25 protein-coding genes are annotated in these 25,697 nt (G+C 41.7%); 13 read left to right on the top strand and 12 right to left on the bottom strand.

The annotated features are described in order from the left end of the window. The first annotated feature begins 42 nt into the window (after window positions 1–42). The 4 genes from QNM16_RS10555 to QNM16_RS10540 all read left to right on the top strand — a co-directional run bounded on the left by QNM16_RS10555 (window position 43) and on the right by QNM16_RS10540 (window position 3,293). Entirely contained in the window at window positions 43–783 is a 741-nt protein-coding gene (locus QNM16_RS10555) for an alpha/beta hydrolase (protein ID WP_284020447.1), read from the top strand. A 75-nt stretch (window positions 784–858) separates the two neighbouring features. Further along, entirely contained in the window at window positions 859–1,365 is a 507-nt protein-coding gene (locus QNM16_RS10550; protein ID WP_284020446.1) for a YdcF family protein, read from the top strand. A gap of 292 nt (window positions 1,366–1,657) precedes the next feature. Continuing rightward, the gene (locus QNM16_RS10545; protein WP_284020445.1) at window positions 1,658–2,608 is read left to right on the top strand and encodes a hypothetical protein; all 951 of its coding nucleotides are present in this window, start codon (window positions 1,658–1,660) and stop codon (window positions 2,606–2,608) included. 175 nt (window positions 2,609–2,783) lie between these two features. After that, entirely contained in the window at window positions 2,784–3,293 is a 510-nt protein-coding gene (locus tag QNM16_RS10540; protein ID WP_284020444.1) for a hypothetical protein, read from the top strand. A gap of 198 nt (window positions 3,294–3,491) precedes the next feature. On the opposite strand, the gene QNM16_RS10535 is transcribed toward QNM16_RS10540, so the two are convergent. The 3 genes from QNM16_RS10535 to QNM16_RS10525 all read right to left on the bottom strand — a co-directional run bounded on the left by QNM16_RS10535 (window position 3,492) and on the right by QNM16_RS10525 (window position 5,685). After that, window positions 3,492–3,854 (bottom strand): hypothetical protein, encoded by a 363-nt coding sequence (locus tag QNM16_RS10535; RefSeq protein WP_284020443.1) that lies wholly within the window; start codon window positions 3,852–3,854, stop codon window positions 3,492–3,494. A gap of 87 nt (window positions 3,855–3,941) precedes the next feature. Beyond that, on the bottom strand, window positions 3,942–4,124 hold the full coding sequence (locus QNM16_RS10530) for a hypothetical protein (protein WP_284020442.1): 183 nt from the start codon (window positions 4,122–4,124) through the stop codon (window positions 3,942–3,944). A 115-nt stretch (window positions 4,125–4,239) separates the two neighbouring features. Continuing rightward, on the bottom strand, window positions 4,240–5,685 hold the full coding sequence (locus tag QNM16_RS10525) for a serine hydrolase domain-containing protein (protein WP_284020441.1): 1,446 nt from the start codon (window positions 5,683–5,685) through the stop codon (window positions 4,240–4,242). 347 nt (window positions 5,686–6,032) lie between these two features. On the opposite strand from QNM16_RS10525, the gene QNM16_RS10520 reads away from it, so the two are divergent. Together QNM16_RS10520 and QNM16_RS10515 are read left to right on the top strand one after the other, a co-directional pair. Further along, window positions 6,033–8,075 (top strand): DUF1800 domain-containing protein, encoded by a 2,043-nt coding sequence (locus QNM16_RS10520; protein WP_284020440.1) that lies wholly within the window; start codon window positions 6,033–6,035, stop codon window positions 8,073–8,075. Between the two features lie 11 nt (window positions 8,076–8,086). Beyond that, on the top strand, window positions 8,087–9,439 hold the full coding sequence (locus QNM16_RS10515) for a DUF1501 domain-containing protein (protein WP_284020439.1): 1,353 nt from the start codon (window positions 8,087–8,089) through the stop codon (window positions 9,437–9,439). A 37-nt stretch (window positions 9,440–9,476) separates the two neighbouring features. Here the strand turns inward: QNM16_RS10515 and QNM16_RS10510 are convergent, their stop codons facing one another. From QNM16_RS10510 to QNM16_RS10500, 3 genes are all read right to left on the bottom strand, one after another. After that, window positions 9,477–10,382, bottom strand: a complete 906-nt coding sequence (locus QNM16_RS10510; protein WP_284020438.1) for a histone deacetylase family protein — start codon at window positions 10,380–10,382, stop codon at window positions 9,477–9,479. 173 nt (window positions 10,383–10,555) lie between these two features. Continuing rightward, window positions 10,556–11,014, bottom strand: a complete 459-nt coding sequence (locus QNM16_RS10505) for a hypothetical protein (RefSeq protein WP_284020437.1) — start codon at window positions 11,012–11,014, stop codon at window positions 10,556–10,558. Window positions 11,015–11,243: 229 nt separating this feature from the next. Further along, on the bottom strand, window positions 11,244–11,846 hold the full coding sequence (locus QNM16_RS10500) for a LysE family translocator (RefSeq protein ID WP_284020436.1): 603 nt from the start codon (window positions 11,844–11,846) through the stop codon (window positions 11,244–11,246). Between the two features lie 99 nt (window positions 11,847–11,945). Here QNM16_RS10500 and QNM16_RS10495 point away from each other — a divergent pair, with 99 nt between their 5' ends. Continuing rightward, complete coding sequence (locus QNM16_RS10495) at window positions 11,946–12,827, top strand: LysR family transcriptional regulator (RefSeq protein WP_284020435.1); 882 nt, start codon at window positions 11,946–11,948, stop codon at window positions 12,825–12,827. On the opposite strand, the gene exaC is transcribed toward QNM16_RS10495, so the two are convergent. Next, window positions 12,824–14,344, bottom strand: coding sequence for an acetaldehyde dehydrogenase ExaC (gene exaC / locus QNM16_RS10490; protein ID WP_284020434.1), 1,521 nt, complete (start codon window positions 14,342–14,344; stop codon window positions 12,824–12,826). The two genes, QNM16_RS10495 and exaC, sit on opposite strands and share 4 nt — an antisense overlap. 153 nt (window positions 14,345–14,497) lie before the next feature. Between exaC and QNM16_RS10485 the strand changes: the two genes are divergently transcribed. Beyond that, window positions 14,498–15,409: a helix-turn-helix domain-containing protein gene (locus QNM16_RS10485; protein ID WP_284020433.1), complete on the top strand. Its 912-nt coding sequence runs from the start codon at window positions 14,498–14,500 to the stop codon at window positions 15,407–15,409. Here QNM16_RS10485 and QNM16_RS10480 read toward each other — a convergent pair. Further along, window positions 15,406–15,861, bottom strand: coding sequence for a flavodoxin family protein (locus tag QNM16_RS10480; protein ID WP_284020432.1), 456 nt, complete (start codon window positions 15,859–15,861; stop codon window positions 15,406–15,408). The genes QNM16_RS10485 and QNM16_RS10480 overlap by 4 nt on opposite strands. Before the next feature lie 85 nt (window positions 15,862–15,946). Between QNM16_RS10480 and soxR the strand changes: the two genes are divergently transcribed. Both soxR and QNM16_RS10470 read left to right on the top strand, forming a co-directional pair. Further along, window positions 15,947–16,429 carry a redox-sensitive transcriptional activator SoxR gene (soxR, locus tag QNM16_RS10475; RefSeq protein WP_284020431.1) on the top strand — a complete coding sequence of 161 codons (483 nt, stop codon included), beginning with the start codon at window positions 15,947–15,949 and terminating at the stop codon, window positions 16,427–16,429. Between the two features lie 33 nt (window positions 16,430–16,462). Further along, entirely contained in the window at window positions 16,463–18,244 is a 1,782-nt protein-coding gene (locus QNM16_RS10470) for a DUF885 domain-containing protein (RefSeq protein ID WP_284020430.1), read from the top strand. An 80-nt stretch (window positions 18,245–18,324) separates the two neighbouring features. Here the strand turns inward: QNM16_RS10470 and QNM16_RS10465 are convergent, their stop codons facing one another. Both QNM16_RS10465 and QNM16_RS10460 read right to left on the bottom strand, forming a co-directional pair. Then, complete coding sequence (locus tag QNM16_RS10465; RefSeq protein ID WP_284020429.1) at window positions 18,325–18,762, bottom strand: hypothetical protein; 438 nt, start codon at window positions 18,760–18,762, stop codon at window positions 18,325–18,327. Between the two features lie 11 nt (window positions 18,763–18,773). Continuing rightward, on the bottom strand, window positions 18,774–20,582 hold the full coding sequence (locus QNM16_RS10460; protein WP_284020428.1) for a S8 family serine peptidase: 1,809 nt from the start codon (window positions 20,580–20,582) through the stop codon (window positions 18,774–18,776). A 293-nt stretch (window positions 20,583–20,875) separates the two neighbouring features. On the opposite strand from QNM16_RS10460, the gene QNM16_RS10455 reads away from it, so the two are divergent. Next, the gene (locus tag QNM16_RS10455; RefSeq protein ID WP_284020427.1) at window positions 20,876–22,345 is read left to right on the top strand and encodes an alpha/beta hydrolase; all 1,470 of its coding nucleotides are present in this window, start codon (window positions 20,876–20,878) and stop codon (window positions 22,343–22,345) included. Window positions 22,346–22,455: 110 nt separating this feature from the next. Here the strand turns inward: QNM16_RS10455 and QNM16_RS10450 are convergent, their stop codons facing one another. Next, window positions 22,456–22,872 carry an MAPEG family protein gene (locus QNM16_RS10450; protein WP_284020426.1) on the bottom strand — a complete coding sequence of 139 codons (417 nt, stop codon included), beginning with the start codon at window positions 22,870–22,872 and terminating at the stop codon, window positions 22,456–22,458. Between the two features lie 95 nt (window positions 22,873–22,967). Between QNM16_RS10450 and QNM16_RS10445 the strand changes: the two genes are divergently transcribed. Both QNM16_RS10445 and QNM16_RS10440 read left to right on the top strand, forming a co-directional pair. Further along, a complete protein-coding gene (locus QNM16_RS10445; protein WP_284020425.1) occupies window positions 22,968–23,939 on the top strand; it encodes a GlxA family transcriptional regulator in 972 nt (323 codons plus the stop codon). Window positions 23,940–24,028: 89 nt separating this feature from the next. Then, entirely contained in the window at window positions 24,029–25,198 is a 1,170-nt protein-coding gene (locus tag QNM16_RS10440) for an acetyltransferase domain-containing protein (protein ID WP_284020424.1), read from the top strand. 1 nt (window position 25,199) lies between these two features. Here QNM16_RS10440 and QNM16_RS10435 read toward each other — a convergent pair whose 3' ends face one another. Continuing rightward, window positions 25,200–25,667 (bottom strand): hypothetical protein, encoded by a 468-nt coding sequence (locus QNM16_RS10435; RefSeq protein WP_284020423.1) that lies wholly within the window; start codon window positions 25,665–25,667, stop codon window positions 25,200–25,202. Window positions 25,668–25,697: the final 30 nt, after the last annotated feature.

Genomic DNA, 25,697 nt, shown 5'->3' with positions numbered 1-25,697 from the left:
AACAAATTGACGATATTTTAGCCAAGAAAATTTTAAGGAGAAATGATGAGACAGACAATAGCACTTATTGCGCTTTGCTTTGCATTTAATAGCGCTGCAAACAACGATATTACATTTACTTCTAGCGATGATTTCACCATCCACGGGAGCTACTTTAGTGGTAAAAAAGACAGTAATAAAGCCTTACTTATGCTGCACCAATGTAATTTTAATCGTTCCATGTACAACGACATTGGTAACCAATTATCCCAACAAGGGATCCATGCTTTAAGCATAGATTTCAGAGGCTACGGCGATAGTAAAAATAGTCAATTTGATATAAGTAGCATTAGAAAGCTAACTGGTCAGTCACGCACTGATGCATGGAGAGATATGGTGAAACATTGGCCACAAGACGTGCAACTAGCCTATGAATATTTAAGACGTAAAGTATCAAACACTGGAAAGATTGGCGTTATAGGCGCAAGCTGCGGCGGTACACAGGCCATAACCCTTGCGGATAAAAACAACATTGATGCTATTGCCTTTTTTTCATCTGCCCAAACCTATGACAATATTCAAAAATATGTAGAAAACTTATCCGACAAACCGACCTTGATCATCGCTGCAGACAACGATGGTAGGACTTATTCAAGCGCCAACATCCTGTTCAAAGAAGCAAAACACGCTAATAGCAAACTGCTCACTTATAAAGGCAAGTTGCACGGCTATCCCCTGTTTGATCGAGACCCAAATCTAAATAGGGTTATCAGTCGATGGTTTGAGCAACAGCTTGTAAAATAAGGTAAGCTAATGCACATATACAATTACTAAGCACTATTTATGTGCTTAGCTACAGCGTTTTTTTACAGGCTAAAAATGGAAAAAGTAATCATCGTCTTAGGGCATAAAAATGATAATCAAGGTAACTTATCACCTCTTTCAATCGCAAGATGTGAACTTGCTCTTGATATATTTAAACAACAACAGAATGCGAGATTAATTTGTACAGGGGGCTATGGAGACAACTTCAACCAAACCGCAATCGCTCACTCAAATATCAACAAACAATATTTGATAAGCAAAGGTATACAAGCAGAACATTTTTTACCAAGCGCTTTGAGCCGCTTCACGATTGAAGATGCAACCCTATCTTACCCAGTATTGAAACAGCTTAATTCGCCTCAGGTCGATATAATTAGTTCTGATTTTCATATACCAAGAGTCCAACTCATCTTTGACAAAGTTATGCCATCAATTTCCAAAAACTATTTATCAGCCCCCAGCCCAATTTCAGTTCAAGAGCTCAGTAAACTGAAAAAGCATGAAGTATTCGCAATTAAAAGAGATAAGGAAGCGCTAATCACAGAAACAAACAATACTTAATTGAGCGCTGGTAACACTCCTTTTTACAAAAAGTGCACATGTCTTTATAAATAAATTTATATGCACTTTTATTTCATTAACAAACAAAATCATTTACTAAAATATTCCTTATTAACTACTAGTCACAAAAAAATTAAAGTGTGTAGGATTAATATCTAAGAGGATGCCCCCTTTTTAGCTTGTGCTATGTCAAAAAACTCTTCATTGGTACTTTTTTTACTCAAATTTTTATCATAAAGTGCTCGCGACAATAGCTGTACAAACTTTAGACATTTCAAAATGGAGGGAAACCATGTCTAACAAGTTTAAACTTGCTGTACTCACTACATCACTACTTAGTGCATCTGCATTTGCAAATATCAGTGTTGGAAATGTTGCATTTGACAACCATACCGTGATCCCAAATCCGGGATCTGCAAATTTTAATATTCATTATTATTTATTCGGCTCTCAGATCTTTAATCCTGGCGGACAAGTTGAATTCTTTTTAACAAAAGATGGCGGTGCAACCGGATATTATGTCGGCAGAGAAGCCCCCGATTTAAACTGCGGCACCAATGGCTGCCGCCCAATTAATGTGCAAAATACTTTTAAAGTAAGCCCATTCAATCTCGACGGCACAACAAAAGAGTATTTAAGTAGCTTATGTATGCCAACAGACTTCCAAGTGGTCGCGAGGTTTAATAACTCAGTCTCAGTAAGCCATAACTCTGCGACTTTTGGCACCATTGGTCAACCAGACTGGCTATTTCACTCAGGCTCGATGACGCCTGCAAATGTTTCTGTCGGTTATGGTGGAAACTTGAAAGTTAACTTTGTGGTTAAAAATGATGGATGTCCTAATTCTCCTGTATTGCCAAAAGTAGGAATATTCTTAGCCGATTTGAATAACAACCCATTAGTTTATTTTGGCGCTATACAGGTTATTAACGATGTAGGTTCACAACACGAAGTATTGCTTCCTCTGAAAAACATCAATTTAGCGAAAGGGACTTATCGTATTATTTTGATGGCAGATGTTGAGCAAAAAGTCCCTGAAACCAATGAAAACAATAACTTTGGTGCATTTACTTTAAGAGTGAATGATCCTGCTACACCAGCAGATATTCATTATTATCAGAAAAATGCAAACCTAGATAACTCTTATGAACAACTCGGTTATCAACTTGAATCGCTTACCCATAGTATGACCTCAGAACAAACGCTTGAAGTGCTAAAAGAGCAACCTTTGAAATCAAACTAGCTTGCTGCTTGCTTATCACAAATAACTCAGGGTAACCCCCTGAGTTCATACAACACAGCCACACAACCATATTTGCATCGCATTATTATAAAATTCTCCTAACTTGTTATTTCTGGAAAAAACCATCGTTTTTTAAAATGACTCACACAAAAATAGCATCAATAAGGAAGATAAAATGAAAAAAGTATTCGCACTATGCGTTGGCTTATCTGCAATATCTTTGACTGCACAAGCAGCCCCAGCTCAGTGGCAGGGCTTTTTTAAAGGCCAATGTGAACTACTTGCACCTGGCAAAGGAGCTCTATATGCATTTCCAATGTCACTTGAAGTTGGCAGTCCTATTGATAACCGGGCTGACTGGATTGTTACATACGGTGAAGGCGCGCAAGCAAGACCTCGTAATTACACTTTAGTGACGGTTGATGAAGCAAAAGGACATTTCGAAATTGACGAAAACAACGGCATTATCATCGACCAATACTTATTCGATAATAAGTTTGTAAGCTTGTTTGAGTTTGGTGATACCAAACTGAACGCAGAGTATGAATTGCACAGTGATGGCTCTTTAGATGTTGAAATTATTAGCTATACAGCAGACAAGATCCGCGAAGAGCAAATTGGGCCTTATCTAGTGTCTAATTATGGTGGTAAACGTATCCAAAAATGTAAGCTATTTAAGTGGTAACAACGTAGCAATACTTGAATGGACTCCCTTTACCAGTTCTACTCGCCTACTCGGGCAGAGCTGGCAAAACCAAGAACTTGCCCGTCACTTGGTTTTGAAGTGCGATCTGCTTGGTAAGAAAAATAATAATAACTACTTACCAAGCAGTATCCACACCCAAAAGCAATTAAGATAAAAAACTACGGTTATCCGTCACCCTTACTTGTCTTCATTTACATATTCAAAGCGCCATAAAAAATAACATGTAAAATAGACAAAAATAGCGATGCCCGGACTAAATAATAAGCTTGGGTAAACTAACACCGAACCCTCTACGGTGAACGATAAAAACACAAAAAAAGCAATAACAGAGGGTAACGGTAAACCTATTGCACCATGCCCCGACAAAACGACAAAAGACCAACCAAAAAGTAAGAGGGAAACAATAACCAGGCTAAATCCCTTAAGTAGCCTCTGAGTTTTTGCATAACGTCTGGCAATAAAGAATGCACAGACCATAGGTATGTAATCATGGATTAGTAAAAATAAATCGACTCCATTTTGCGTGATTATATTACTCATGTTTCTATTTCTCTTCGAGCTGTGCCTGACTCATTTTCTTCTGCCATTTATAAAAATATAGATAAGCAAATAGCGGGATATTTAGGGTTATAAACGCAGGATAAAAAGCAACCCACCTCTGTCCCCAGTAAAGGATAAAGAGATTTTCGATAGCAAAGGAAGGTCAATCGCACCATGACCGCCTAAAGTAGCAGAATTTATGACTGGTATTATAATGATTAAAGTTGCTACTCCAGCTAAAAGCAGCAACTCTTTTGTAAAAGCAGACAAAGCACTTCCTAATTCGCAAAACTGCATTAATATGCAAAATAATAGAAACACTTTAACAAGAAAACTGGGAACTTAATAATATTTAATTCCCAAAATATTAATTTTACAAAATACTTTAAAGACTATTCTTTACAAATCGATATTGCCCACCCCAAATTAATGCCTGAATCTCGCCTTTATTATTTCGCTCAATATCCACCGTTGAACCATCGCGCACGTCAATCAATGCTTTCTCACTCGTCGCTATCAAACGGTTAGTGCGATCTCTTGATGGGTCATATGCCAATATATACTGTTCATCAAAAGTCAGGTCAAATCGATACTGGCTATCTTTATCATAAATATACTTGCCAACCATTTGCTTTAACTGCGCACTTGAAAAGGTATACTTTTCCACTTTTTTAGCGCTAGAAAAGTCCCAGCCAAAATGCTCGCTGATGGCAAGTTGTAATTCCCTCATCACCGGACTTGCTGCATCACCATTGGTCATAATAATAAATGCATCGCCTTTATCAGCATACGCTTTAAATACATTGGTAAACCCTTTGTTTTTACCACCATGCTCAAACGCAAGGCCTTGCTGATAATTTTTTAATATTGGCCCAAGCCCCCAGTCGTTGTCATGGAAAACAAGCATGTCTTTAACCAACTTAGGTGTAATGGGGCCAACCGCTTTACCTACTCGAGCACTTTGTATCGCTTTAACATACAGAGCTAAATCGCTCGGCGTCGTCCACAAGCCCGCAGCTGCCTGCTCAGGGTATACGTGCCAATCTCCTACAACCTGCTTCCCGTTAACATCAAATGCTGCACTGGCTTTTGACCATAAGTGCTTAGGAAGCGGCTGTGCAAACGTACTGTTTGTCATTCCAAGCGGTTTCAAAATCTGCTCAGATGTATAATCAGAAAATGACTGTCCTGTCACATTTTCAACAAGCAGATCTAATACAGTATACCCGCCACCAGAATACCTAAACCCTTCACCGGGTTGTTTATCGACTATCACTTTACCTGTGTTTCCCTGTCCATTTAACACCCCAATATCGGAGGGCACTTTACCGCCGCGTTGATATCCCGGAAAGCCATGCTGAGTTAAACCTGCACTGTGTGTTAAAAGCTGACGCACTGTCACTTTGGCTGATTTAGTAAATTCATTGCTTGGCACTTGCCAGCCTTTTAAGTACTGATTTACATCCGCATCTAATTTTATTTTCCCTTCATGAACCAATTTTAAAACAGCCAAAGCCGCAACAGGTTTACTGATAGAACCAGCTTGAAACAAAGTTTCAGTCGTCACTTTGCGATTAGTCTGTTTGTCAGCTAGTCCAAAGCCTTCTGCCCAAACAACTTGACCATTTTTAACCACAGCAACACTCAACCCAGGTAAGTTATACTTGCGCATTTCTTTTTCTATGGTGCTTGAAACGTATTGCTCACCTTTTACTTGAACAAGTGGAAGTAGATCGAGTTCAATATTTGGGCTTCCTTGCTCGCTTGCTAAGCCTATCTTTGGCGCAATAAAGATACCTGCGATTAGTGTAGCGATAACGGTTTTTTTCATTCTTATAATCCTTGTTTTATGATGTTCTATACAATAATAAATTATCATAATTTCATATAGATACTGAATGTGACTTTGATAAAGTTAACGAGGAAAATCACTGAGCCACTCACAAGATAATAAGGATAGGGTTACCACTGTGACAACCCTATTTTTTAAAGAATAAGGTAACAACATGTATCACTTTAATGTATACCAAATTTGTTCATAGATATTCCTCTTTAATTCAGAAACATGGCGAAAAGCCAATCCTTTTAGCGTAAAAAAACACCAAAAATTAATGAAAAGATATTGTTAAAATAAATGAGCGTGCTATAAAAGGGTTAGAGTTTATTGAGGCAATCACAATGAAAATGCGTGTTCTGTTTTTACTTGTAACTTTAGTTTTATCCGCATGCGGCGGTGGTGGTTCCGAGTCAAATACTCCCACAACATCTCCACAGCCGCCAACCAGTAATGAAAACACTAACAACGCCAATACAGCAAACAGCAGCACTCCTACATCACCAAGCAATGAACCAAGTGATGATACGGCTGACCAAAATTCCTCTGACGATTTAGCCGATGCGCAAAATATAAGTACATCACCCGTTGTGGACATTCGCTTACCAGGCGATGTTGTCAGAAAGGGCAGTGTTATAACCATAGATAGTGTCATTGAAGGGTCTACAGAAGGGCTATCGTTCGCTTGGGTACAAATTAGCGGTCCGACCGTCACTCTTGCCGGCGCAGATTCTGCCAGTTTAACCGTGACATTGCCTAGTGCTAACTCTATCAGTAATGAAAGCTATACCTTTGCGCTGACGGTCACTGATAACGCTGGCATGAGCACATATACTGAAACAAGCATTGAGTCTGTCAATGCAATGACCGAGTTACAAGCATCGGCATTAATGCAACAAGCGACACTTGGCGCAACTTATGCGGAAATCCAGTCGGCTTCAGGCATGAGTGAAAGTGAATGGCTTGACCAACAAATTGCGTTAACGCCTACTCTGCATACGCCTTTACTAGAAAACTACCCGGATAGAGATAACCCAAGCCACATAAACAGAATAGACGCTTGGTGGAAAGCGAGTTTAAATGCGCCTGATCAACTCAGGCAAAGAGTGGCATTTGCGCTCAGTGAAATTTTTGTGGTTTCTGATGCCAATACAGCTTTACGAGGCGAGCCTGAGGGCATGGTCGCTTACTATGACATGCTGTTAAAACATGCATTTGGTAATTTTAGAACCCTACTAGAGTCAGTCACTTTATCTCCTGCTATGGGCGTGTATTTAAGTCACTTAGGGAATGAAAAAGCAAACGCAGAGCTTAACATTCGTCCTGATGAAAACTATGCACGAGAAGTCATGCAGCTATTCACAATTGGTTTGAATGAACTCAATTTAGATGGCACTGTTAAATTAGATGCTGATGGCAACACCATACCAACCTATTCACAAACTGAAATAGCCGGCTTTGCCAAAGTATTCACTGGCTGGACATTTGCTTACTCGGCAAGGTGGGACAGGCCCAGTCGAAACTATACCCTGCCTATGCACGCTTTTGCCGACTATCACTCAATGGAAGAAAAGCCTCTGCTCGGTGGTGAGATTATCCCAAAAAACACCGGTCCCCATGAGTCCATGCAACTTGCGCTAGATAACTTATTTGCACACAGTAATGTCGCCCCCTTTATTAGTAAGCAACTAATCCAAAGGCTTGTAAAATCAAACCCAACACAAGCATATATTGCTCGAGTGGCGACTATATTTAATGACAACGGCGAAGGGGTAAAAGGTGACCTAGGTGCCGTCATCAAAGCAATTTTACTGGATGAAGAGGCCAGAAAATACTCGTCTGTACAGCTACATAGCGGCAAAATTAAAGAGCCAATTCTCGTAAAACTACACTTATGGCGGGTGTTAAATGCACGCTCGGAACTTAATCGTTATTATACTTGGAACTTAACAACAGCATATGGCCAAGGGCCTTTATTATCACCCTCTGTATTTAACTTTTTTAGACCAGACCACCAGCCAAATGAGCTTCAAGCCTTAGGACTCGTTGCTCCTGAGCTGCAAATTGCTACCGACTCCAACATGATATCCACTATCAACGGACACTATGGCGACTTAGTGTGGCGAATGGCTGAGCGTAAAACAACACTCAATCCCAATACAATCTACATGTATGCCCAAGCAGACATTGAAATGCTGACAAACAATGGATTACAACCTTTATTGGACTACTACGACCTAGTTTACTTTGCAGGCTCCATGTCGGATACCACACGAACAGCACTCGTAGACTTAGATAGCTATTTTATGAACAGAGATGCGTCACTTCGAGTGGCCCAGCTACTGTACATGATTTCATTGTCACCTGACTTCAATTACCAAAACTAGGAGCGCCTGCCATGTCGTATTTTAATCATCAGTCAAGACGCGCTTTTTTATCTATGTGCCTCAAAGGCGGGGCTTCTGTTGCCGCTCTCACTAGTTTGCAGTTACAAGCTATCAGTAGCTCTATGAACAACACCGAGCTTGCTGATTACAAAGCGCTTGTTTGTATTTTTTTGCACGGAGGGAGTGACTCACTCAATATGCTAGTGCCCTTAACCGGTGATCAAAGGCTACATTACGAACAAAGCAGACAAAATCTAGCTATTACCGAGCCAATGACTTTGAATACACTGACACAATTTGAGGGCGGTGTTGGCTTGCACCCAAGTATGAGCGCTATATCCTCCACTTTTGATGCCGGTCAGCTCGGCTTTGTTGGCGGTGTTGGCACACTTATCACCCCGACAACACTTGCTGACTATCGAAACAAAGCGGTGCCTTTACCAAATCATTTGTTTTCACATAACGACCAACAAGCCACATGGATGAATGGACGTGAGAAAGTGTCTTTAAATACGGGTTGGGGCGCGCGGATGCTGGAGCGATTAAACCAGCACAACAGTTTTACTAGTAACATCTCACTTGCTGGAGCAAACCCATGGCAAGCAGGTATCGACACCACCCCCTATGCACTCAATAAAAGCGGAGTAATGAAAATAAACTCGCTGACAGGTTACCAACCACAAGTCGACCATGTTAAAAGCATCATGGATAGATTGCTAAGTACCCAAACAAATTCACTGCAAGACGCATATGCCAGCAGACTTTCCAGCTCCATTAGCAATGTGCAGCATATGAACACCTTATTAGAACAAGCGCCCGTATTAACCACACAATTTAGCGATAACAGTTTATCGGAGCAGTTAGCCGCTGTCGCCAAGTCTCTAAGCATCAGCGATCAAACAGGCAACAAACGGCAAATATTTTTTGTCTCATTAGGTGGCTTTGATACCCATGATGAACAAGTAACACGTCAACCTGCCCTGCTCGCCACACTTGCAACAGCACTATCTGAGTTTAATAGCGCACTTACTGAGCTTTCTCTACAAAATAGCGTTACAACTTTTACGATGTCTGATTTTGGCCGCACATTGACTTCAAATGGAGATGGCACTGATCATGGCTGGGCCAGTAATCAACTTATTATGGGTGGTGCGGTTAACGGCCAAGATTTACATGGCACCATGCTTTCACAGCAAGTCGACAGTAATATAGATGTTGGCGGTGGCAGACTTATACCCCAATTTTCCAACGAACAGTATTTTGCCCCCATAGCGAAATGGTTTGGATTAAATGACTCAGAGATTAATGATATTTTTCCAAACTTAGGGAATTTTGATACGTACGCTTTGAATTTATTTAAATAATTTTAAGACCCCAAAAATTAGGCCCGAGCATAACTAGCTATATTCTTGCGGCCTGCTCAATGACAATAGCATGACGTTTTGCCAAACGCTCATGGTCTTTGTCATATCCTCCACCTATCACAGTTGCTACTGGTACGCCTTTTTGATTACATGCGTTGAGTACCATACGATCTCGTCTCTCAAGCCCTTGCCAGCTAATATCCAATTTGCCCAAAGTATCCTCTTGCCAAACATCAACGCCCGCATCATATAGCACAAGATCAGGATTTAACTGCTCCAGCAAATCATGGATTGTTGCTTCTATAACTCGCAGATATTCATGATCGCTTACATTAGGGTCTAACCCAATGTCTAAATCACTCTGTTGCTTTCTAAAAGGAAAGTTCTTTTCGCAATGTATTGAGCAGGTAAATACAAAGGGGTTGTGTGTAAGCATCGCGGCAGTGCCATCTCCTTGATGCACATCGCAATCAAAAATAAGTACATTGTGAACCCGTTTTTCTTTGATTAACCGCTCTGCTGTATAAGCCAAATCATTCACCATGCAATACCCAGACCCAAAATCGTAATGTGCATGGTGCGTTCCACCCGCCAAGTGACACGCAACGCCGTTTTCAAGAGCAAGCGATGCCGTAAGGTAAGTACCCAATGGGGCTGTAAATGTTCTCGCCATCAACTCTTTTGACCAAGGGATCCCTATTCGTCTCATTGCCTTTGGGCAAAGTTCATTATGGTACAAGTCTCGAACATACTGCTCACAATGTACTAACTCTAAGTCCGAATAGTTGCCAACTGGGCCTTGATGCAAGTTTTGATCAATGAGCCCTTGTTGCTCTAGATAACTTTTTAATCTTGCAAATTTACTCACCACAAAACGGTGTTTGGGATCAAAACTGAAAGAATAATTAGGATGGTAAACTAAAGGTAAATTCGGGTTATACATGGGAAAATTCTTATGTTACAAAATAAAACACACCAACAGGCATGCAGCATAATACGATAAAAATGCTTTAAGCGTTATATTAAGTGCTCGGTACTAAAAATATCTTGATAGTCTCGTAAAGACCACTTGAACCTAAAATGGGCTATAACAAGCAAGTTGCAGCATTCGCTTTATTACTTTTTATGTTTAGGGATTACATATGATGGAAATAAACTCGATGGGGGCTTAAGTTCCAAAGCATCATCAAACTTGTCGTATTCTCGTAGCTGCCAACCATCATTACTCTTCGATAAATAGTGTATAGTGCCATCATCACTGTAATAAAACCATAATCTGTCTTGCTTATCCCATGCCCAATATAGGGAGAATGTGCTTCTCATAGACGTATTTTCATTTTTGTATACTGTCTGCCCCAAGGCATTTTCCACCTCAATATGCCAATAATTAAACGATGCAGATACCCGAGCGATAAACTGTTCAGAGCTAGAAGTATTCAAAGAGCGCCTATTCTCTTCCATGTTGGGAGCCGGTGCAAAAATACTATAAACAAGTAATAATAAGGCTGGTATCATCAAAACCAACACTTTAAAGCGCTCTATTTGAAACACTTTATAAACTAACAAGACACTCATATGATAGACGCAATTCGACAATGACAAAATGCAAAATATCACCAGTAAGATAAAAGATAAGCCAGCATTAGCACTAAAAATTTGATGCCAAAAAGTAGCAACAAATACGATGATAATGTTAATACTAAAAATCAAATATGGGGCAGCTTTAACTTTTCTCACGGCTTATCTCAAAGTCCTTGGCAAATTAGTTTTAGTCAAACAAAGTTATCACAGAATAGCTACACCGCTAAAGATTTCTGCCTCCTAGCTCATACAATACCATCACACACATACCCGCTAGCACCAGCGCCGCTACCTTGTTAAGCCAACGCACATACTTGTCATTCAAAATATGATGAGACACTTGCTTACCAAATACTGCCCACAACAATAAAGAAACAAAACACACCAAGGAGTAAATGAGTACAAACACAAGCAATTTGCTGGTTTGGCTAGGCTCAATGAACAAACTATTGCCCGCGATAGCAGCCAACCACGCTTTTGGATTCAGCCACATCAACATCAAACCTGCCCACCACCCTGAGCGCATCGCTGTCGCTTGGCCTACACACGGTTCAGAATTAAACAGTTGCAAAGCAAGATACATCATAAAACCACAGCTAATCACTGTAGAACTATATACTAACCACTTATGTTGCTGCACCACCAAACCAAGCCCCAGCCCTGTTGCTAAAAGCAACAGACTAAACCCAATTGTTGCGCCTAAAATAAACGGCAGCGTGGCTTGGACACCACGATTCATCCCACCTGAAAAAATAATCAAATTCACCGGACCCGGTGTAATCGACATAGAAAATGCATATAGGCCCATTGCCAATATCATCAACATTGCTCACTCCATCGCTGTATAAAATTTGAGTGTATACCCCTGTTTTAAATTTTATTAGATGGTATAAATTAATATCACTGTTCTAAAAACTTACTCAATATGATTGACGAACTCAAAAGCATTGCCATTTTTTCAACGGTTGTAGAGCAAGGTTCTTTTCGCGGTGCGGCGCGCGCGCTTAACTTGTCGCCCTCAGTGATCAGCTATCACATTACTTTGCTCGAAACAAAGCTCGATACGGCTTTACTGTACCGCTCAACCAGAAAGCTCTCGTTAACAGAGCAAGGGCAGCAGTTATTCAAAATGAGTACAAACATGTTAAAAACCGTTGAGCAAGGCCTATCTGATATCAGTGCCCAGCAAGATACGTTATCTGGCAAAGTCACCGTCAGTTTGCCGACTGTACTTATACGCTCCCACTATACCCGCGTATTAGCAGAGTTTTGCCAGCAACATCCGAGGTTAGAGGTCAACTTTCACTTTAGCGATGTGTATGAGAACTTGATAGAGAAAGGGATCGATATTGCGATTCGCCTTGGCGACCTACCAAATAGCGAATTAAAAAGTAAAAAACTAGGAAATATAAAGCGAAAGCTCACCTGCTCACCCTTATTTTTAAAAAATAACACGCTCCCAAAGACACCAAAAGATCTTGAAAACATGCCATGGATAAGGCTTGCCAGCTTACCCAATAAGCGTACGATCACACACTCAGAGTTGGGTAAACAAGACATTCATTTTGGCTATCAAGTCACAGCGAATTCGGTTGAGGGCATGACACAATTATGTATGGAAGGGCTAGGTATTGCGACACCTGCGGACTTTCTTGTTGAGCAAGCCCTTAGAGAAAATAAATTGATTGAGTTACTGCCCGAATGGCAAGTAACCCCTATACCGGCCTATGCTATTTGGCCTAATAACGTAACAAAAAAGAGCGCAACCATGGCCATGGTTGCGCATCTTGCTAAGGCTATAACTTAGAAGAATCCAAGCGGACTTTCGCTATAGCTGACTAGAAGGTTCTTAGTTTGCTGGTAATGATCCAGCGCTTTTTTATGTGTTTCACGGCCAATGCCCGAGCGCTTGTAGCCACCAAAAGCGGCATGGGCCGGATACATGTGATAGCAATTAGTCCATACCCTACCCGCTTCTATTTTTCTACCGAAGTGATAAGCACGGTTCATGTTACGGGTCCACACACCCGCTCCTAGGCCAAATTCACTGCTATTAGCCATTGCGAGTACTTCCGCTTCATCTTTAAAAGTACACAAGGAGATCACAGGGCCAAATATCTCTTCTTGAAATACTCGCATAGTATTGTGACCTTTTAACAACGTTGGCTGAATATAATAGCCTTCATTATATTCTGTACTGAGTTTTTCCGGTTCACCGCCAAGAAGTACCTCAGCACCTTCTTGCTTACCAATTTCGATGTAGCTTAAAATTTTATCGAATTGTGCTTGAGAAGCCTGTGCGCCTACCATGGTGTCTGTGTCCAAAGGATTGCCACGTTTTATCTGCTGCGTGCGCTCTATCACTTTTGCAATGAACTCATCGTAGATGTCTTCTTGCACAAATAATCGAGACGGGCATGTACATACTTCACCTTGATTGAAGTAAGCCAATACAGCCCCTTCGACACATTTACTCAAAAATTCATCATCTTTTTCCATTACATCACTGAAGTAAATATTGGGAGACTTGCCGCCAAGTTCAACTGTTGATGGAATGATATTATCCGCCGCACATTTCAAAATATGTGACCCCACAGGCGTTGAGCCGGTAAACGCTATTTTGGCAATGCGATCACTGGTCGCCAGAGCTTCTCCGGCTTCTTTACCAAAGCCATTTACCACGTTTACAACACCCGCAGGGAGCAGATCCTCTATCAATTCCATCAATAGTAAAATCGATACAGGTGTCTGCTCAGCAGGCTTTAACACCACGCAATTGCCCGCAGCAAGCGCCGGCGCAAGTTTCCAAGCAGCCATTAGCAATGGAAAATTCCACGGAATGATTTGCCCAACAACCCCTAACGGCTCATGGAAATGGTACGCCACAGTATGCTCGTCAATTTCTCCAATACTGCCTTCTTGCGCACGGATACACCCTGCAAAATAACGAAAGTGGTCCGCAGCTAAGGGCACATCTGCCGCCAACGTTTCACGCACAGCTTTACCGTTGTCCCACGTTTCGGCCACGGCGAGGTATTCAAGATTGGCTTCTATACGATCGGCAATTTTAAGCAAAATATTACTACGCTCTGTCACTGACGTTGTGCCCCAAGACTCTTTAGCACTGTGAGCCGCATCCAAAGCTAATTCAATATCTTTTTGCCCAGATCTGGCGACATGACAGAAAACAGCACCGTTGACTGGGCTGATATTATCAAAATAATGCCCCTCGACAGGTTGGGTCCATTTTCCGCCAATATAGTTATCATAAACGGATTTAAAATTAACGATTGCATCTGATGTATTTGGATTTGCATAAATCATAAATGCCTCTTCAACTTAGTTGTTATGTGACTGCGGCACTCTCTCAATGAGGAGGCCACTTGTTGTTATTCTGTTGACATTAATTTAAAGGCGGATTAAAAACTTAACTCTGCGTATAAAATGTTTGCGCTTGAGTCCAAACAAGGAATAAAAATGCTAGAACAACTCCATAAAAAAAGGCAAAAAGTCAATTCACTGGTTGAGAATCGCGTTCATTTTGCAGGCGATGACGTTGAGCTCAGTATTTATGATACCTATGAAAATGCAGAACATATTCGATTGTTTTCTAATAATGTGCTGTTTTGTGGCATGCTCACAGGAAAAAAAGTCATGCATGTAGAAAGCTGTGACTATCATCATGCGTTTTTACCCAATGAAAGCTTCGTATTGGCGCCTGAACAAGCAGTACATATCGACTTTCCCACCGCCTGTATGGATCAGCCGACGACCTGCTTGGCCATTGATATCAGTAAAGACAAAATAGCCTCTGTCGCAGAGCAATTAAACCAACTTGAGAAGAACTCAGAATCACAGTTTAATTACATGCCAGAACTTGTTCATAACGAGCACAACTCGCAAACACAGCAACTGCTCATGCGTTTAATGCATTTATTTTGCGAAAATACGCCACAAAGAGACTTTTATATCGATCTTGCGTTAAACGAGTTAGTTGCTCGTCTACTGCAGCAGCAGAGCCGCGACCTCTTGTTTAAGCAAGTCGCGAAGCATGAGTTAACAACGGGGGTCCATGCGGCGGTTGAATATATGCAAAGAAATCTGGATGAACAGCTCAACGTCGATGAGTTATGTAAAATAGCCTGCATGAGCCGAAGTAAATTCTTTAACCAGTTCAAAAAGCGCATTGGTACGACTCCGCAAAATTGGTTAAATGGTCAAAGAATGATGTCGGCACGCAAGCGTTTGGAGCGCGGTGAAAGCGTGACAAGCATTGCTTTCACCTTAGGGTTTAATCACCCAAGTCAATTAAGTCGAGGGTTTAAGAAAACCTTCAAACAGACACCAAAACAATATCAAACTAAATTTCTTCAAACGAAAACAGATTAACCCTCATAGGGGTATTGCTTGTGATATTGACCTTTGAGTGTCATGCCTAAGTATTCAAATGTTTTTTGCAGCATCTCAGTAAAAGGCTGCGGCGCAGCTTCGTGAATTGACGTGGATAATATTGAAAACTGTTTACTTCTAAGCTCACGTAACTCAGGTTTGAGCTGTTCATCATCCATAAATTCTGTGATCCTATCAATAAATGCCTTCATTCTCGGTGTTACCGCGTACCAGTAGACGGGCGAGGCAAAAATCACATGATCAAACTGTAAAATGCGTCTAAATAAACTGCGAAAGTCATCATCTTTATTTTTGTGATCATAACTATAATCGTGGATCACATAGTCATCCAAAAATAGTGTTTGCGCATCAAACTCCGTAGCTAACTCTCCAACCGCATTACCAGTATTGCCCATTTTTTTAGCGCTAGAATAAACAATGATTGTGTTCAAAATGATTCTCCTTTTGTAAATTTGTTGATAGGCTAAAACCTCAACTTAACCTTAGGTAAAGCGTTATTTTAAAAAAGGGGCAATAATGACAACACCAACAACCCGAGACGAGCCGCGCTTAAGTGTAGGGCAAGTAGCAAAACGCGCAGATGTGGCGGTCTCAGCGCTACACTTTTATGAGACCAAAGGCTTAATACGAAGCTGGCGCAACGCAGGTAACCAAAGAAGATTTAAAAAAGATGTGCTGCGGCGTATTGCGGTAATAAAAGCTGCGCAAAAAATGGGCATTTCACTGTTAGAGATCCAAGAAACCTTGTCTAAATTGCCAGAAAGCCGCACGCCAACCAAGGAAGATTGGGCCAGTATGTCACGATTTTGGCAAGCCAAACTTGATGAAAAAATAGCGTATATGACACGCGTTCGCGACATGGTGGACGGATGCATAGGCTGTGGCTGCTTATCTATGAAGTCTTGTCCTATATATAACCCAGATGACATTGTGGCGAAAGAGTGCAACGGTGCAGTGATCTTAGATCAGCCAGAACGAGCGCGCGCTGCGAAAAATTGATATGATAAGGAAAATTAAAATAGGAACAAGCGAATGAAAAAAACAGCGCTCACAATGGCTGTTGCAGCGGCTCTGGCTCTAGTTGGCTGCACAACAACAAGTACTCCTTCACAGTCTACAACTCCGGTTGTTGCACAAGCATCACAAAATCAAGCGTTTACTGATTTTTCAGCACAGCTTATCGAAGACATGTGGCGCCAGTACCCAGAACATTCTTTATATGTTGGGTACGGCAAGTATGATCATATTATGACCATCCCTAATGCAGAATCACGCGCAAGCAGTGTTGCTTTCTCAAAAGCGAAATTAAGTGAACTGCGTGGTTTTGATCTAAATAGTTTGAGTGACAATCAAAAATCAGACTATTTCTTAATTGAAAATAGCCTTGAAAAAAGAATTTGGGAAGTTGAAAAGTTTAAAGATTGGCAATGGAACCCATCTAATTACAACATCTCCTATGGTTTCGCGACCATTTTAAATAGCCGCTTTAAATCAGACGCAGAAAAATACAAAACAGTATTAGAGCGCTTGAAGTATGTTCCAGATTTTTATCAAGCAGCAAAAAACAACATAGATACGCCTACTCTTGAGTACACTCAACTCGCTATCGCGCAAAACCAAGGCGCATTTGCTGTATTAAAAGATGACCTATTAGATAAAGTCGATGCGTCGAACGCCCTTACTGCCGATGAAAAAGCGCTGTTTAAGACCCGTTTTGTCAACGCCAAAACTGCGATTAATGGTTACATCGACTTTCTGACTCAATTAGAAAAAGAGTTAACTGCCAATGGTAACGCACGCAGCTTCAGAATTGGTGAAGAGCTGTATGAAGAGAAGTTTGCCTTTGATATTCAATCTGGTTACACAGCTAAAACCATGTACGAAAAAGCATTGGCTGACAAAGCACGCGTAACACAAGAGATGGTAAAGCTGACTGACCAATTGTGGCCAAAATACTTTCCAAATAAAGCACGTCCATCGGACGACGCGCAAGCTATTTCTCAGCTTATCAAGCATTTATCTGTCAATCATGTGCCAAAAGAGCAGTTTGTTGATGAGATTAAGCGTCAGATCCCGCTACTTGAAAAGTTTGTTATGGAAAAGGACTTGATCTCACTTGACCCTGAAAAGCCGTTAGTTGTGCGCGAAACACCTGAGTTTATGCGCGGTTTCGCAATGGCATCTATTTCAGCGCCAGGTCCATACGACGCAAAAGAAAATACCTATTACAATGTAGAGCCGCTTGAGCTGAGAACAGAAGAGCAAGCAAGCTCTATTTTACGTGAGTATAACCACTGGATCTTGCAAATCCTCAACATCCACGAGGCAGTACCGGGCCACTATACTCAGCTTGTTTATGCTAATAAGTCACCATCACTAATTAAAACAATTTTAAGAAATGGTGCCATGATTGAAGGCTGGGCTGTCTATACAGAACGCATGATGCTTGAAGAAGGCTATGGTGATCATGAACCTGAAATGTGGTTGATGTACTACAAATGGAACTTACGCGTTATTTGTAACACCATTTTAGACTATGCGATTCAGGTTAAAGGGATCAGCCGTGATGAGGGTCTGAACCTACTGATGAATGGTGCGTTCCAAGAACGTGCTGAAGCTGAAGGTAAGTGGCGCAGAGCGACTCTGAGTCAAGTTCAGTTAACGAGCTACTACAGTGGCTATCGTGAAATTTACGATTTACGTGAAAAGCAAAAAGAAAAGCTTGGTAAAGACTTTGACTTAAAAGTGTTCCATGAAGAGTTTTTAAGCTATGGTAGCGCACCGGTTAAGTACATTAGCCAACTAATGCAATAATAGCTAGTCATAAAAAAGCCCCAATTCGGGGCTTTAGTTAAAGCATTAAAATAAAGCCACTCGAGTGGCTTTATTCATTCTTATTCTGCTTCTAATCCTTCAAGATTAAAACCAATTTGAGTATTAACCACACCATTTAAGCGCGCTACTTGCGCTTTAAAAGTATGCAAAGCGACGTTTGCATCCGCTTGGAAAATAGCGCGATTACCACGAACATAAATCAGGTTTAGCTGATTTGCTTGCGCAAATTCTTGAGCATCGATTAAAGACTCAAGCTCAACAACTAGCTCACCTGTTAATATGATCGTCTCATCAGTTTTGATATCGACAAGTGCTGCACCTGTCACCAATTCTTTATCACTCTTTGCTGCAACAAGTATGTAATCTTTGCCATTGACGTTCACAGTTACACCAGAGTCGCTGGTTACTGGCGTCGCCTCATGAACTGTTTGGGCGCTCGCTTGTACTGCATATAAACTGCCAACCATAGCGAGTAAAGGGATTAATTTAGATTTCATTTTACGACTCCTTATTTACGTCCAAAAAAGCGAATATCCCAAGATTTAAGAACACCATTTTCTGTATTGTTGCGGTGCACCATATTCACGTTTGGCTCACCAGACGTACGCGGATCAAAAATGTATGCTTCGTCTTCTGAAGCGGTATCAATAACACGCAAAGTCCATTCACCCTTCGCTTGCTCTCCATAGAAATGGTGAGATAGCATCTGAGTATTTTGCATACCATTGTTACCCAAAATAGTACCAGTTCTTGGTGTCATCACAACACTGCGTGTACCAGAAGGAGAAATCAGTTCAATTGCTAAGTCACGTGTACTTGTATGGTCAATATTCACGCGAATTTGAACCGCATCCACAGTTAGCTCTTGGTCGTTATTAAATGTACTTTGTGCACCACTTAAATGACCATCAGGGATTTCTGCTTCAGCTGTTACTAACACTCGATCAGTCTTAACAAACTCGCCTAAGTTTTTGTCGTAGAATCGCGCTAAATTAACAGCAGCGTCGACATCAACCGCGCCAAATCCATAGAAGTTATGGTACTGATAACCCGCAGCATTTGTCTGCCATTTATCAATTGCTTGATAGCTTACCTGCTTACCTTCCGAGTCTTTGAACGATAATGCAACACCAGGGTGTTCCGCATCGATACGACGTGAAGTGGTCGCAAGAATATTTCTTACATCCAACCATGAAAGCGCAGGGTTTGCAGACATAATGACTGCAATTGCACCTGCTACGTTTGGCGCTGCCGCAGAGGTACCATTCGATCTTGCACTGTAATCACAATTTGGATCAAGTGGATGACCGCCGTGTAAGTCATTGCGAAGCCAAAGTGGGTTATAACCTGCCTCACAACCAGATACATCTGTTGTGATAATAGCAGGTGAAGATGTACCATACTGGCCACCAGGCGCTGAAACAAACACACTAGAGCCGACTGTCGAATAAGATGAGAGCTCACCATCTGCATTGTATGCTGAAGCAACCAAATTCCAGAAACTTGTATCCATACGCTCAAGGTTTACGTTTTGAAGTGGTAAACCATGATTTCTGTTTTCGAACCACAAATAGCCACGTCCAAGTTCACTATCTGTAAATGTTTGCCTTTCGTAACCATTACCTGCTGATTTAACAAAAATTGCACCACGTCCGCCATGTGTTGTACGCGTGATTTCTTCCTGAGCATCTTCGTATGTTTTTAACCAAGGTGACTCTTCATAATCAAAGCTTCTTGGTGATGAAAGTGTACGACCATAACTTTGGTTAAACACACGAGGAAAGTCAAAAGACTGCTTAGCAAAACCATCTGAATACATGCCATGAGACTGAAGCCAGTTCGCCGTAGTTTGGTTACCAGAAACCAAATAGTTAAAGCCCACTAATCCCGCTCTTGGTGCAACACCTCGTCCACCGATACCATTAAAAGCGCTTGAAGCAATGATTCCAGCAACTGCAGTACCATGTCTGTCTGTTGGGCTACCCGGTGCTAAGTCAGGACTGTTATTTGTGAAGTTCCAAGAACCAGGGCGAGCATTATCGATTAAGTCTGGGTGCTTTACTTCGACACCACCATCAATAACGGCAGCTGTAACACCTGCGCCCATGATACCCATAGCGTGTGTCAAAGACACATTCATATCTTCGCCAGCTTTACCACCTCTATCAGAGAAAGCGGCTTGGCCTGTATTTTTAAGGTGCCATTGCTGATCAACTAGAGGATCGCCTGGCATCAGCGGATACTCGATATTTGCAATTGCGTTGGCAGAAAACGACGCTGCTACAACCAATGCTAGTTTTGTTATTTTTATATTCATAAATCGCTACTTACTTTTTGTTTTAATTTGTACCCAAAAAATTCGTATCTAATATAAACATAAAAAACACCCAAAAATAACACTTTAAGCACAAAAAAATTACCAAAATGACATTTTAATGAAATTTAGAGAAGCATTGAATAACATCTATTATTCAGTAAATTACACTTTTAAAATAAATAGTCACCGCTTGTAATGTTAAATTAATTTACAAAATAAATAATCTATAAAATCTTTTAAATATCTGAATTTACAACACGTCTTTACAAGCAGTATGTCAACAAGGAATGCCTATGAAACACTTATCAAACCTTATTGGTTGCCTTGCTTTATCTGCTTCAGCCGTTGCAAATGCATCAATATTTCCAGATCCACAAGTCCTACTTACTCACTACCTTCAAGGAAAACCAACTAATGGTAACCCTTCCTTAGAAGCATCAATGGGATATTTCAAACACCATGACGCAGCGCTCAGAGAAATGCTTAACAGTGGCTCTGCAGACATCGCAAGAATTGTCACTGGTGCAAGTTATTGCTTTGCGGCAGTAGCAAGTAAACCGCCAGCTAGCCAATTACCAAAACTGTACAGCCAAGATGGCCAATGTAACGAAGTAAATACCGCACAGGCACAGAGAAGCTGGTATTACACTGATGCTCAGTGCACTACGGCCATAGAATATAAAAATGAGTCAAACACCGAGTTTTGCTTAAGAGAATTTGACTACAAAGCACAGCGCTACGGTAGCAGCAAAGATTTGAACTTTGTCCAGGATGCGTGGATGCCAGGCTACACAGCGACCTTACCTATCACCACAAAACCACAAGACTTTGCTGAGATCCCTCTTGTGCAACGTACCACGTATAAAACCACCTTTAACGAGCGCGGTACGTGTCACTTAGAAATGCGTGTTTACAAAAATGCCAATAACCATAATGCCACGCCCATAATGATGATCCACGGAGGTGGCTGGTTAGAAAGGCTTAACACAGCTCGAACTGCAGAGGCACAATTAGCACAGTTCACAGATGCAGGATTTGTGGTTTACATGCCATATTATCGCTTGGTTGAAGACCGAGAAGCAGGCCCTGCCTGTAACCAAGTTAATATTGAGGACAGTAAACAAGATATTCGCGACGCATTTTTGTGGGTGCAAGCAAATAATGTAAACTACACCACCAGCAACAAATCAGTGCGAATTACGGGACAATCTGCAGGTGGCCATATGGCCGTTTGGTTATCTCAGCAATTCCCTAATAAAGTCGATAAAATCGCCCCCATGTTCCCTGTTGCCGATTTTGCTCATCAGTTAAAAGAAGTACAAGACGGTACTTATGTACATGGTTACATTGAACGCATGATCGCCATTTTATCAGGCAAAGCTCACTGGCAAGATTTAACGGGTAATGAGCCAGTGGTGGTAAACAATAGCTTATTACAAGCCATTGAGCAGGCGCCGACTCAAGCACCAGAGATGTTTATCAGCCATGGTATGGCTGACACCATAGTATCGCCAAGTCAGTCATTGAGACTATGTAATTCACTAGCAGGTAATATAGCTACAGGTCCTGCGCAAGCAAATACGCTGGTGTTTGAAAAGCAATATGCTCAAGTTCAATGCCGCGACGGCAGCGAGCTGCACTTACTAGAAAAAGCCGAGCATCATTTTGATGGGTGTGGTTTAGGCCTATGTGACGTCGGTGGACCAGATGGTTTAGTGGCAACGCAAGCCTTGATGACCAATATGATTGAGTGGTTAAAGTAACCCAAGCCATTAAAGTACTCTCGCTGAGCCACAACAGTTAATTTGTGGCAAACTATGATACCAACCAAAGCAAGGCACAGCCTTGCTTTTTTAGTTTTCAAGCTAGGCATTTATCCTGTGAAAGTCATACTTGCAAACCAAGCGAGCCACCCGCCAAACAAACTGATACTTGAAAGTGCAAATGCCATTGTTCGCCTCTTTATATTGGTTGAACGAATATGCTCATAGCAGTGCCAATAACGCGCAGCAACAAACATAAACGCAACAAGATACCAACCTGTGCCTGCCACAGATTCAATATGTAACAGCGCTAATAGACAGATGAACAAAACAGGTTGCTGATACTGGTTATCATAGCTATTGCCGTACAGCCGAGTGCGTTCTGCCATCTGATCTTTAAGCACAAAATTGACCGCTTGCAGTGATAATTCGCCGCGCCGGACTGCCTTTATGCGTAAGCAGGCCGTTGCAAGCCATAACCATAAAAATAAAAGTACCAAAGCGATAATGGGGAACTGGATCCACATACAAATTTCCTTACTCAATGAATGTGCAACCACTTTACAGAAGCGCTACAGCCCTCTAAAGTGTCACTAATGACAAGATACAAGGTGAAAGCGACATGAAAGTTGCAATGTTATGTCAACAAGGTGTAATGGCAAGCGCGTTAACAGGGATCATTGATGTTTTAAATGTCGCTAATCAGGTGATGCAGACCCACTTTTATCAATGGCAAATTGTCTCTTTAAATGAGCAAAGCATTGTCAGCAGCCAAGGCTTGTCGTTTAAGGTTGACTGTCAACTCAAGGACTTACAATACTTTGATGTGTTGATCATCATTGGTAGTCAATACCAAGGCGACAAACGCCTTTGGCAGGAGTGCCAAAAGCTAAATAGTTATGCCCCGCTGCTAAGTGAAAAATTAAAGCCCCTTACCTCACCCACACTGATTGCTGGTTGCTGTGGCGTTGCCTATGCCGCAGCGCTAGGCCTATTAGACAAACAGCGGATCACCGCAAGCTGGTGGCTAGAAGCTTTTTTCAACCGTCACTTCCCACATTTAGAACTAGACACCTCGCCCATTTATCTTTGCGACCAAAAGCTATATACCGCTGGCGCCGCTCATAGCTATATGTACGTTATGCTGGCGCTTATAAAACAACAAGTCGGCGCAGATACGGCTAAAAAAGTCATGAGTTGGCTTGCTATACCTGAGCCACAACTTCGCCAAACTGCCTTTATGATGAGCAGCGCCCTAGATGCGCATCAAGATAGTGCTGTGCAATCTGTACAATGCCATGTAAAAAAACAGCTCAGTGCGCAATTCACTCTCAAGGCACTCGCTGAGTTGGCATGTATGTCTGAGCGCACACTCATTCGACGCTTTAAGTCCTCGGTCGGCATGACACCATTTGACTATATTCGCTTGCTTAGATTGGAGAGAACCAAAGAGCTACTTGTCTATTCAAATAAACACTTTGGGGATATTGCCCAGAACGTAGGCTACCAAGACCCGCAAGCACTGGCAAAACAGTTTAAACGGCATTTTGGCAAATCCGTTGCTGCTTTTCGTGAGCAACTTGCGTATATCTAAAAAAATATATCTTTTTTATCAAGCAACTGGCCATAGTCTTATTTTACAACTAGATTTTAATTAACATTAAATTCACAAAAGAATAAGCCGTGGCTAAAACTGACCGTCTCTACTCTCTTGATATTCTGAGAGGCTTTATTATTGTGCTCATGGCGCTGGATCATACTCGGCGCTACTGGGCAGAAACCCCCTTTTCACCCACAGATCTTGATCAGACGACACTGGCATGGTTTTTAACCCGCTGGGTAACCCACTTTTGCGCCCCTTTGTTTATATTTTTAACTGGCATAGGCGCTTACTTATATGCAGACAAAGTGCGCTCAACTACAAAAGTACGTAACTATCTGCTCAGCCGAGGGCTTTGGTTGATTTTTTTAGAGCTTACCGTGATCAACTTTAGTTGGCAGTTTGGTTATGACGTGGTGTTTTTACAAGTGATCTGGGCCATTGGCTGGTCAATGATTATTTTGGCTGCACTGATTTACTTGCCTCTGACATGGATTTGCATTATGTCAATTGTGGTGATCGGTGCACATAACGCCTTACCAGATCAAACCATCATAAACTGGTTTGGACAAGACTTTGCGTGGCTATGGCATATTTTACATAGCCCGACGACATTGACCTTTTCGACGCAAGTTGACGTACTTGCCCTTTACCCCTTGATCCCTTGGTTTTCCGTCATGTCTTTAGGGTACTGCTGCGGATATTTGTTTCAGCTCAGTGCGCAATATAGATACAAGGTCTTTGCACTGTTTGGTACTTTCGCTGTGGTACTGTTTGTATTGCTCAAATTGGGCAATATTTATGGGGAGCCGAATTTATTTACACCTGAAGCGTCTTTCGCAGAGTCCGTCATGTCTTTACTGAATAACAGCAAATATCCACCGTCGCTCGTTTATCTGTTAATGACTTTAGGTCCGGGTTTACTGATTTTGGCCTGTTTAGAGTATTTACAAAATCGCGGCTTTAAACTGACCTTATTAGATGGGTTTAAAATTTTAGGCGGCGTTCCGCTATTTTATTACCTGCTACACATTCCTGCGATAAACCTCAGCGCGCAAGCTTATAGCTGGCTTGTCTATGGGCAAACAATACACTTTTTCAGCACACCAGAGGAGTGGCCAAGTCGCTATGAACCCAGTTTAATACTTGCTTATATCGCATGGCTTGGGATCACCTTGGCTTTATACGTGCCTTGCAAACATTACTTGGCTATTAAGCGAACCCATCACAGTCCGCTACTCAAATACCTGTAACCTAGTTCAGTGCCGACTTATTGGGTGCCTGCGCACATGTCGGCACCCACTTGATGGCAAAGCACGTTATAACCCCGCAGGTAAACCAAATTATGGTAGCGACAAAAGAATACACCGTTACCATATCAACATAAACTAGGCTAAAGCCAATGCCAACTATCCCCCGTAAGGTGCATAACACGCCAATGGCCCACAGTGCGATATAAGTCAGTGGTAAGCGCTTAATGAGCCCTGCGCCTGCAAGTGCATATGCACCACATAAAGCAAACAAAAACGAGATGCCTACCGTGGCAATTGGCGCAAACAAGGTACCATTTTTAGCAGACTCCACCACCTCTTTTGGCGCTAATTGCGCTCGATAGCAGGCCTCCCCAAGCCAGATACATGACATATGCGCAATCACTGTCACAGCCGCCATCAGCGCAACAAAAATTAAACCCCATATCGCAAACTTCTGCTTTTTATCCATTCACTACTCCAAATAAAGCACGTTTAAATA

This window comes from Pseudoalteromonas umbrosa (genome assembly GCF_030125375.1).
In the GTDB taxonomy this organism is placed as follows: domain Bacteria; phylum Pseudomonadota; class Gammaproteobacteria; order Enterobacterales; family Alteromonadaceae; genus Pseudoalteromonas; species Pseudoalteromonas umbrosa.
Note: the sequence above shows the minus strand (reverse complement) of the source record. Positions and strands in the feature narration are given on the sequence as shown.

Bases quoted from the DNA above. Each gene is read 5' to 3' on its own strand.
- QNM16_RS10450 (WP_284020426.1), bottom strand. From the start codon at position 22,872: ATGTGGATCCAGTTCCCCATTATCGCTTTGGTACTTTTATTTTTATGG.
- QNM16_RS10525 (WP_284020441.1), bottom strand. From the start codon at position 5,685: ATGAAAAAAACCGTTATCGCTACACTAATCGCAGGTATCTTTATTGCG.
- QNM16_RS10465 (WP_284020429.1), bottom strand. From the start codon at position 18,762: ATGAAATCTAAATTAATCCCTTTACTCGCTATGGTTGGCAGTTTATAT.
- soxR (WP_284020431.1), top strand. From the start codon at position 15,947: ATGACAACACCAACAACCCGAGACGAGCCGCGCTTAAGTGTAGGGCAA.
- QNM16_RS10505 (WP_284020437.1), bottom strand. From the start codon at position 11,014: ATGAGTGTCTTGTTAGTTTATAAAGTGTTTCAAATAGAGCGCTTTAAA.
- QNM16_RS10485 (WP_284020433.1), top strand. From the start codon at position 14,498: ATGCTAGAACAACTCCATAAAAAAAGGCAAAAAGTCAATTCACTGGTT.
- QNM16_RS10460 (WP_284020428.1), bottom strand. From the start codon at position 20,582: ATGAATATAAAAATAACAAAACTAGCATTGGTTGTAGCAGCGTCGTTT.
- QNM16_RS10500 (WP_284020436.1), bottom strand. From the start codon at position 11,846: ATGTTGATGATATTGGCAATGGGCCTATATGCATTTTCTATGTCGATT.
- QNM16_RS10555 (WP_284020447.1), top strand. From the start codon at position 43: ATGATGAGACAGACAATAGCACTTATTGCGCTTTGCTTTGCATTTAAT.
- QNM16_RS10535 (WP_284020443.1), bottom strand. From the start codon at position 3,854: ATGAGTAATATAATCACGCAAAATGGAGTCGATTTATTTTTACTAATC.
- QNM16_RS10515 (WP_284020439.1), top strand. From the start codon at position 8,087: ATGTCGTATTTTAATCATCAGTCAAGACGCGCTTTTTTATCTATGTGC.
- QNM16_RS10470 (WP_284020430.1), top strand. From the start codon at position 16,463: ATGAAAAAAACAGCGCTCACAATGGCTGTTGCAGCGGCTCTGGCTCTA.
- exaC (WP_284020434.1), bottom strand. From the start codon at position 14,344: ATGATTTATGCAAATCCAAATACATCAGATGCAATCGTTAATTTTAAA.
- QNM16_RS10495 (WP_284020435.1), top strand. From the start codon at position 11,946: ATGATTGACGAACTCAAAAGCATTGCCATTTTTTCAACGGTTGTAGAG.
- QNM16_RS10445 (WP_284020425.1), top strand. From the start codon at position 22,968: ATGAAAGTTGCAATGTTATGTCAACAAGGTGTAATGGCAAGCGCGTTA.
- QNM16_RS10455 (WP_284020427.1), top strand. From the start codon at position 20,876: ATGAAACACTTATCAAACCTTATTGGTTGCCTTGCTTTATCTGCTTCA.
- QNM16_RS10520 (WP_284020440.1), top strand. From the start codon at position 6,033: ATGAAAATGCGTGTTCTGTTTTTACTTGTAACTTTAGTTTTATCCGCA.
- QNM16_RS10510 (WP_284020438.1), bottom strand. From the start codon at position 10,382: ATGTATAACCCGAATTTACCTTTAGTTTACCATCCTAATTATTCTTTC.
- QNM16_RS10545 (WP_284020445.1), top strand. From the start codon at position 1,658: ATGTCTAACAAGTTTAAACTTGCTGTACTCACTACATCACTACTTAGT.
- QNM16_RS10550 (WP_284020446.1), top strand. From the start codon at position 859: ATGGAAAAAGTAATCATCGTCTTAGGGCATAAAAATGATAATCAAGGT.
- QNM16_RS10540 (WP_284020444.1), top strand. From the start codon at position 2,784: ATGAAAAAAGTATTCGCACTATGCGTTGGCTTATCTGCAATATCTTTG.
- QNM16_RS10435 (WP_284020423.1), bottom strand. From the start codon at position 25,667: ATGGATAAAAAGCAGAAGTTTGCGATATGGGGTTTAATTTTTGTTGCG.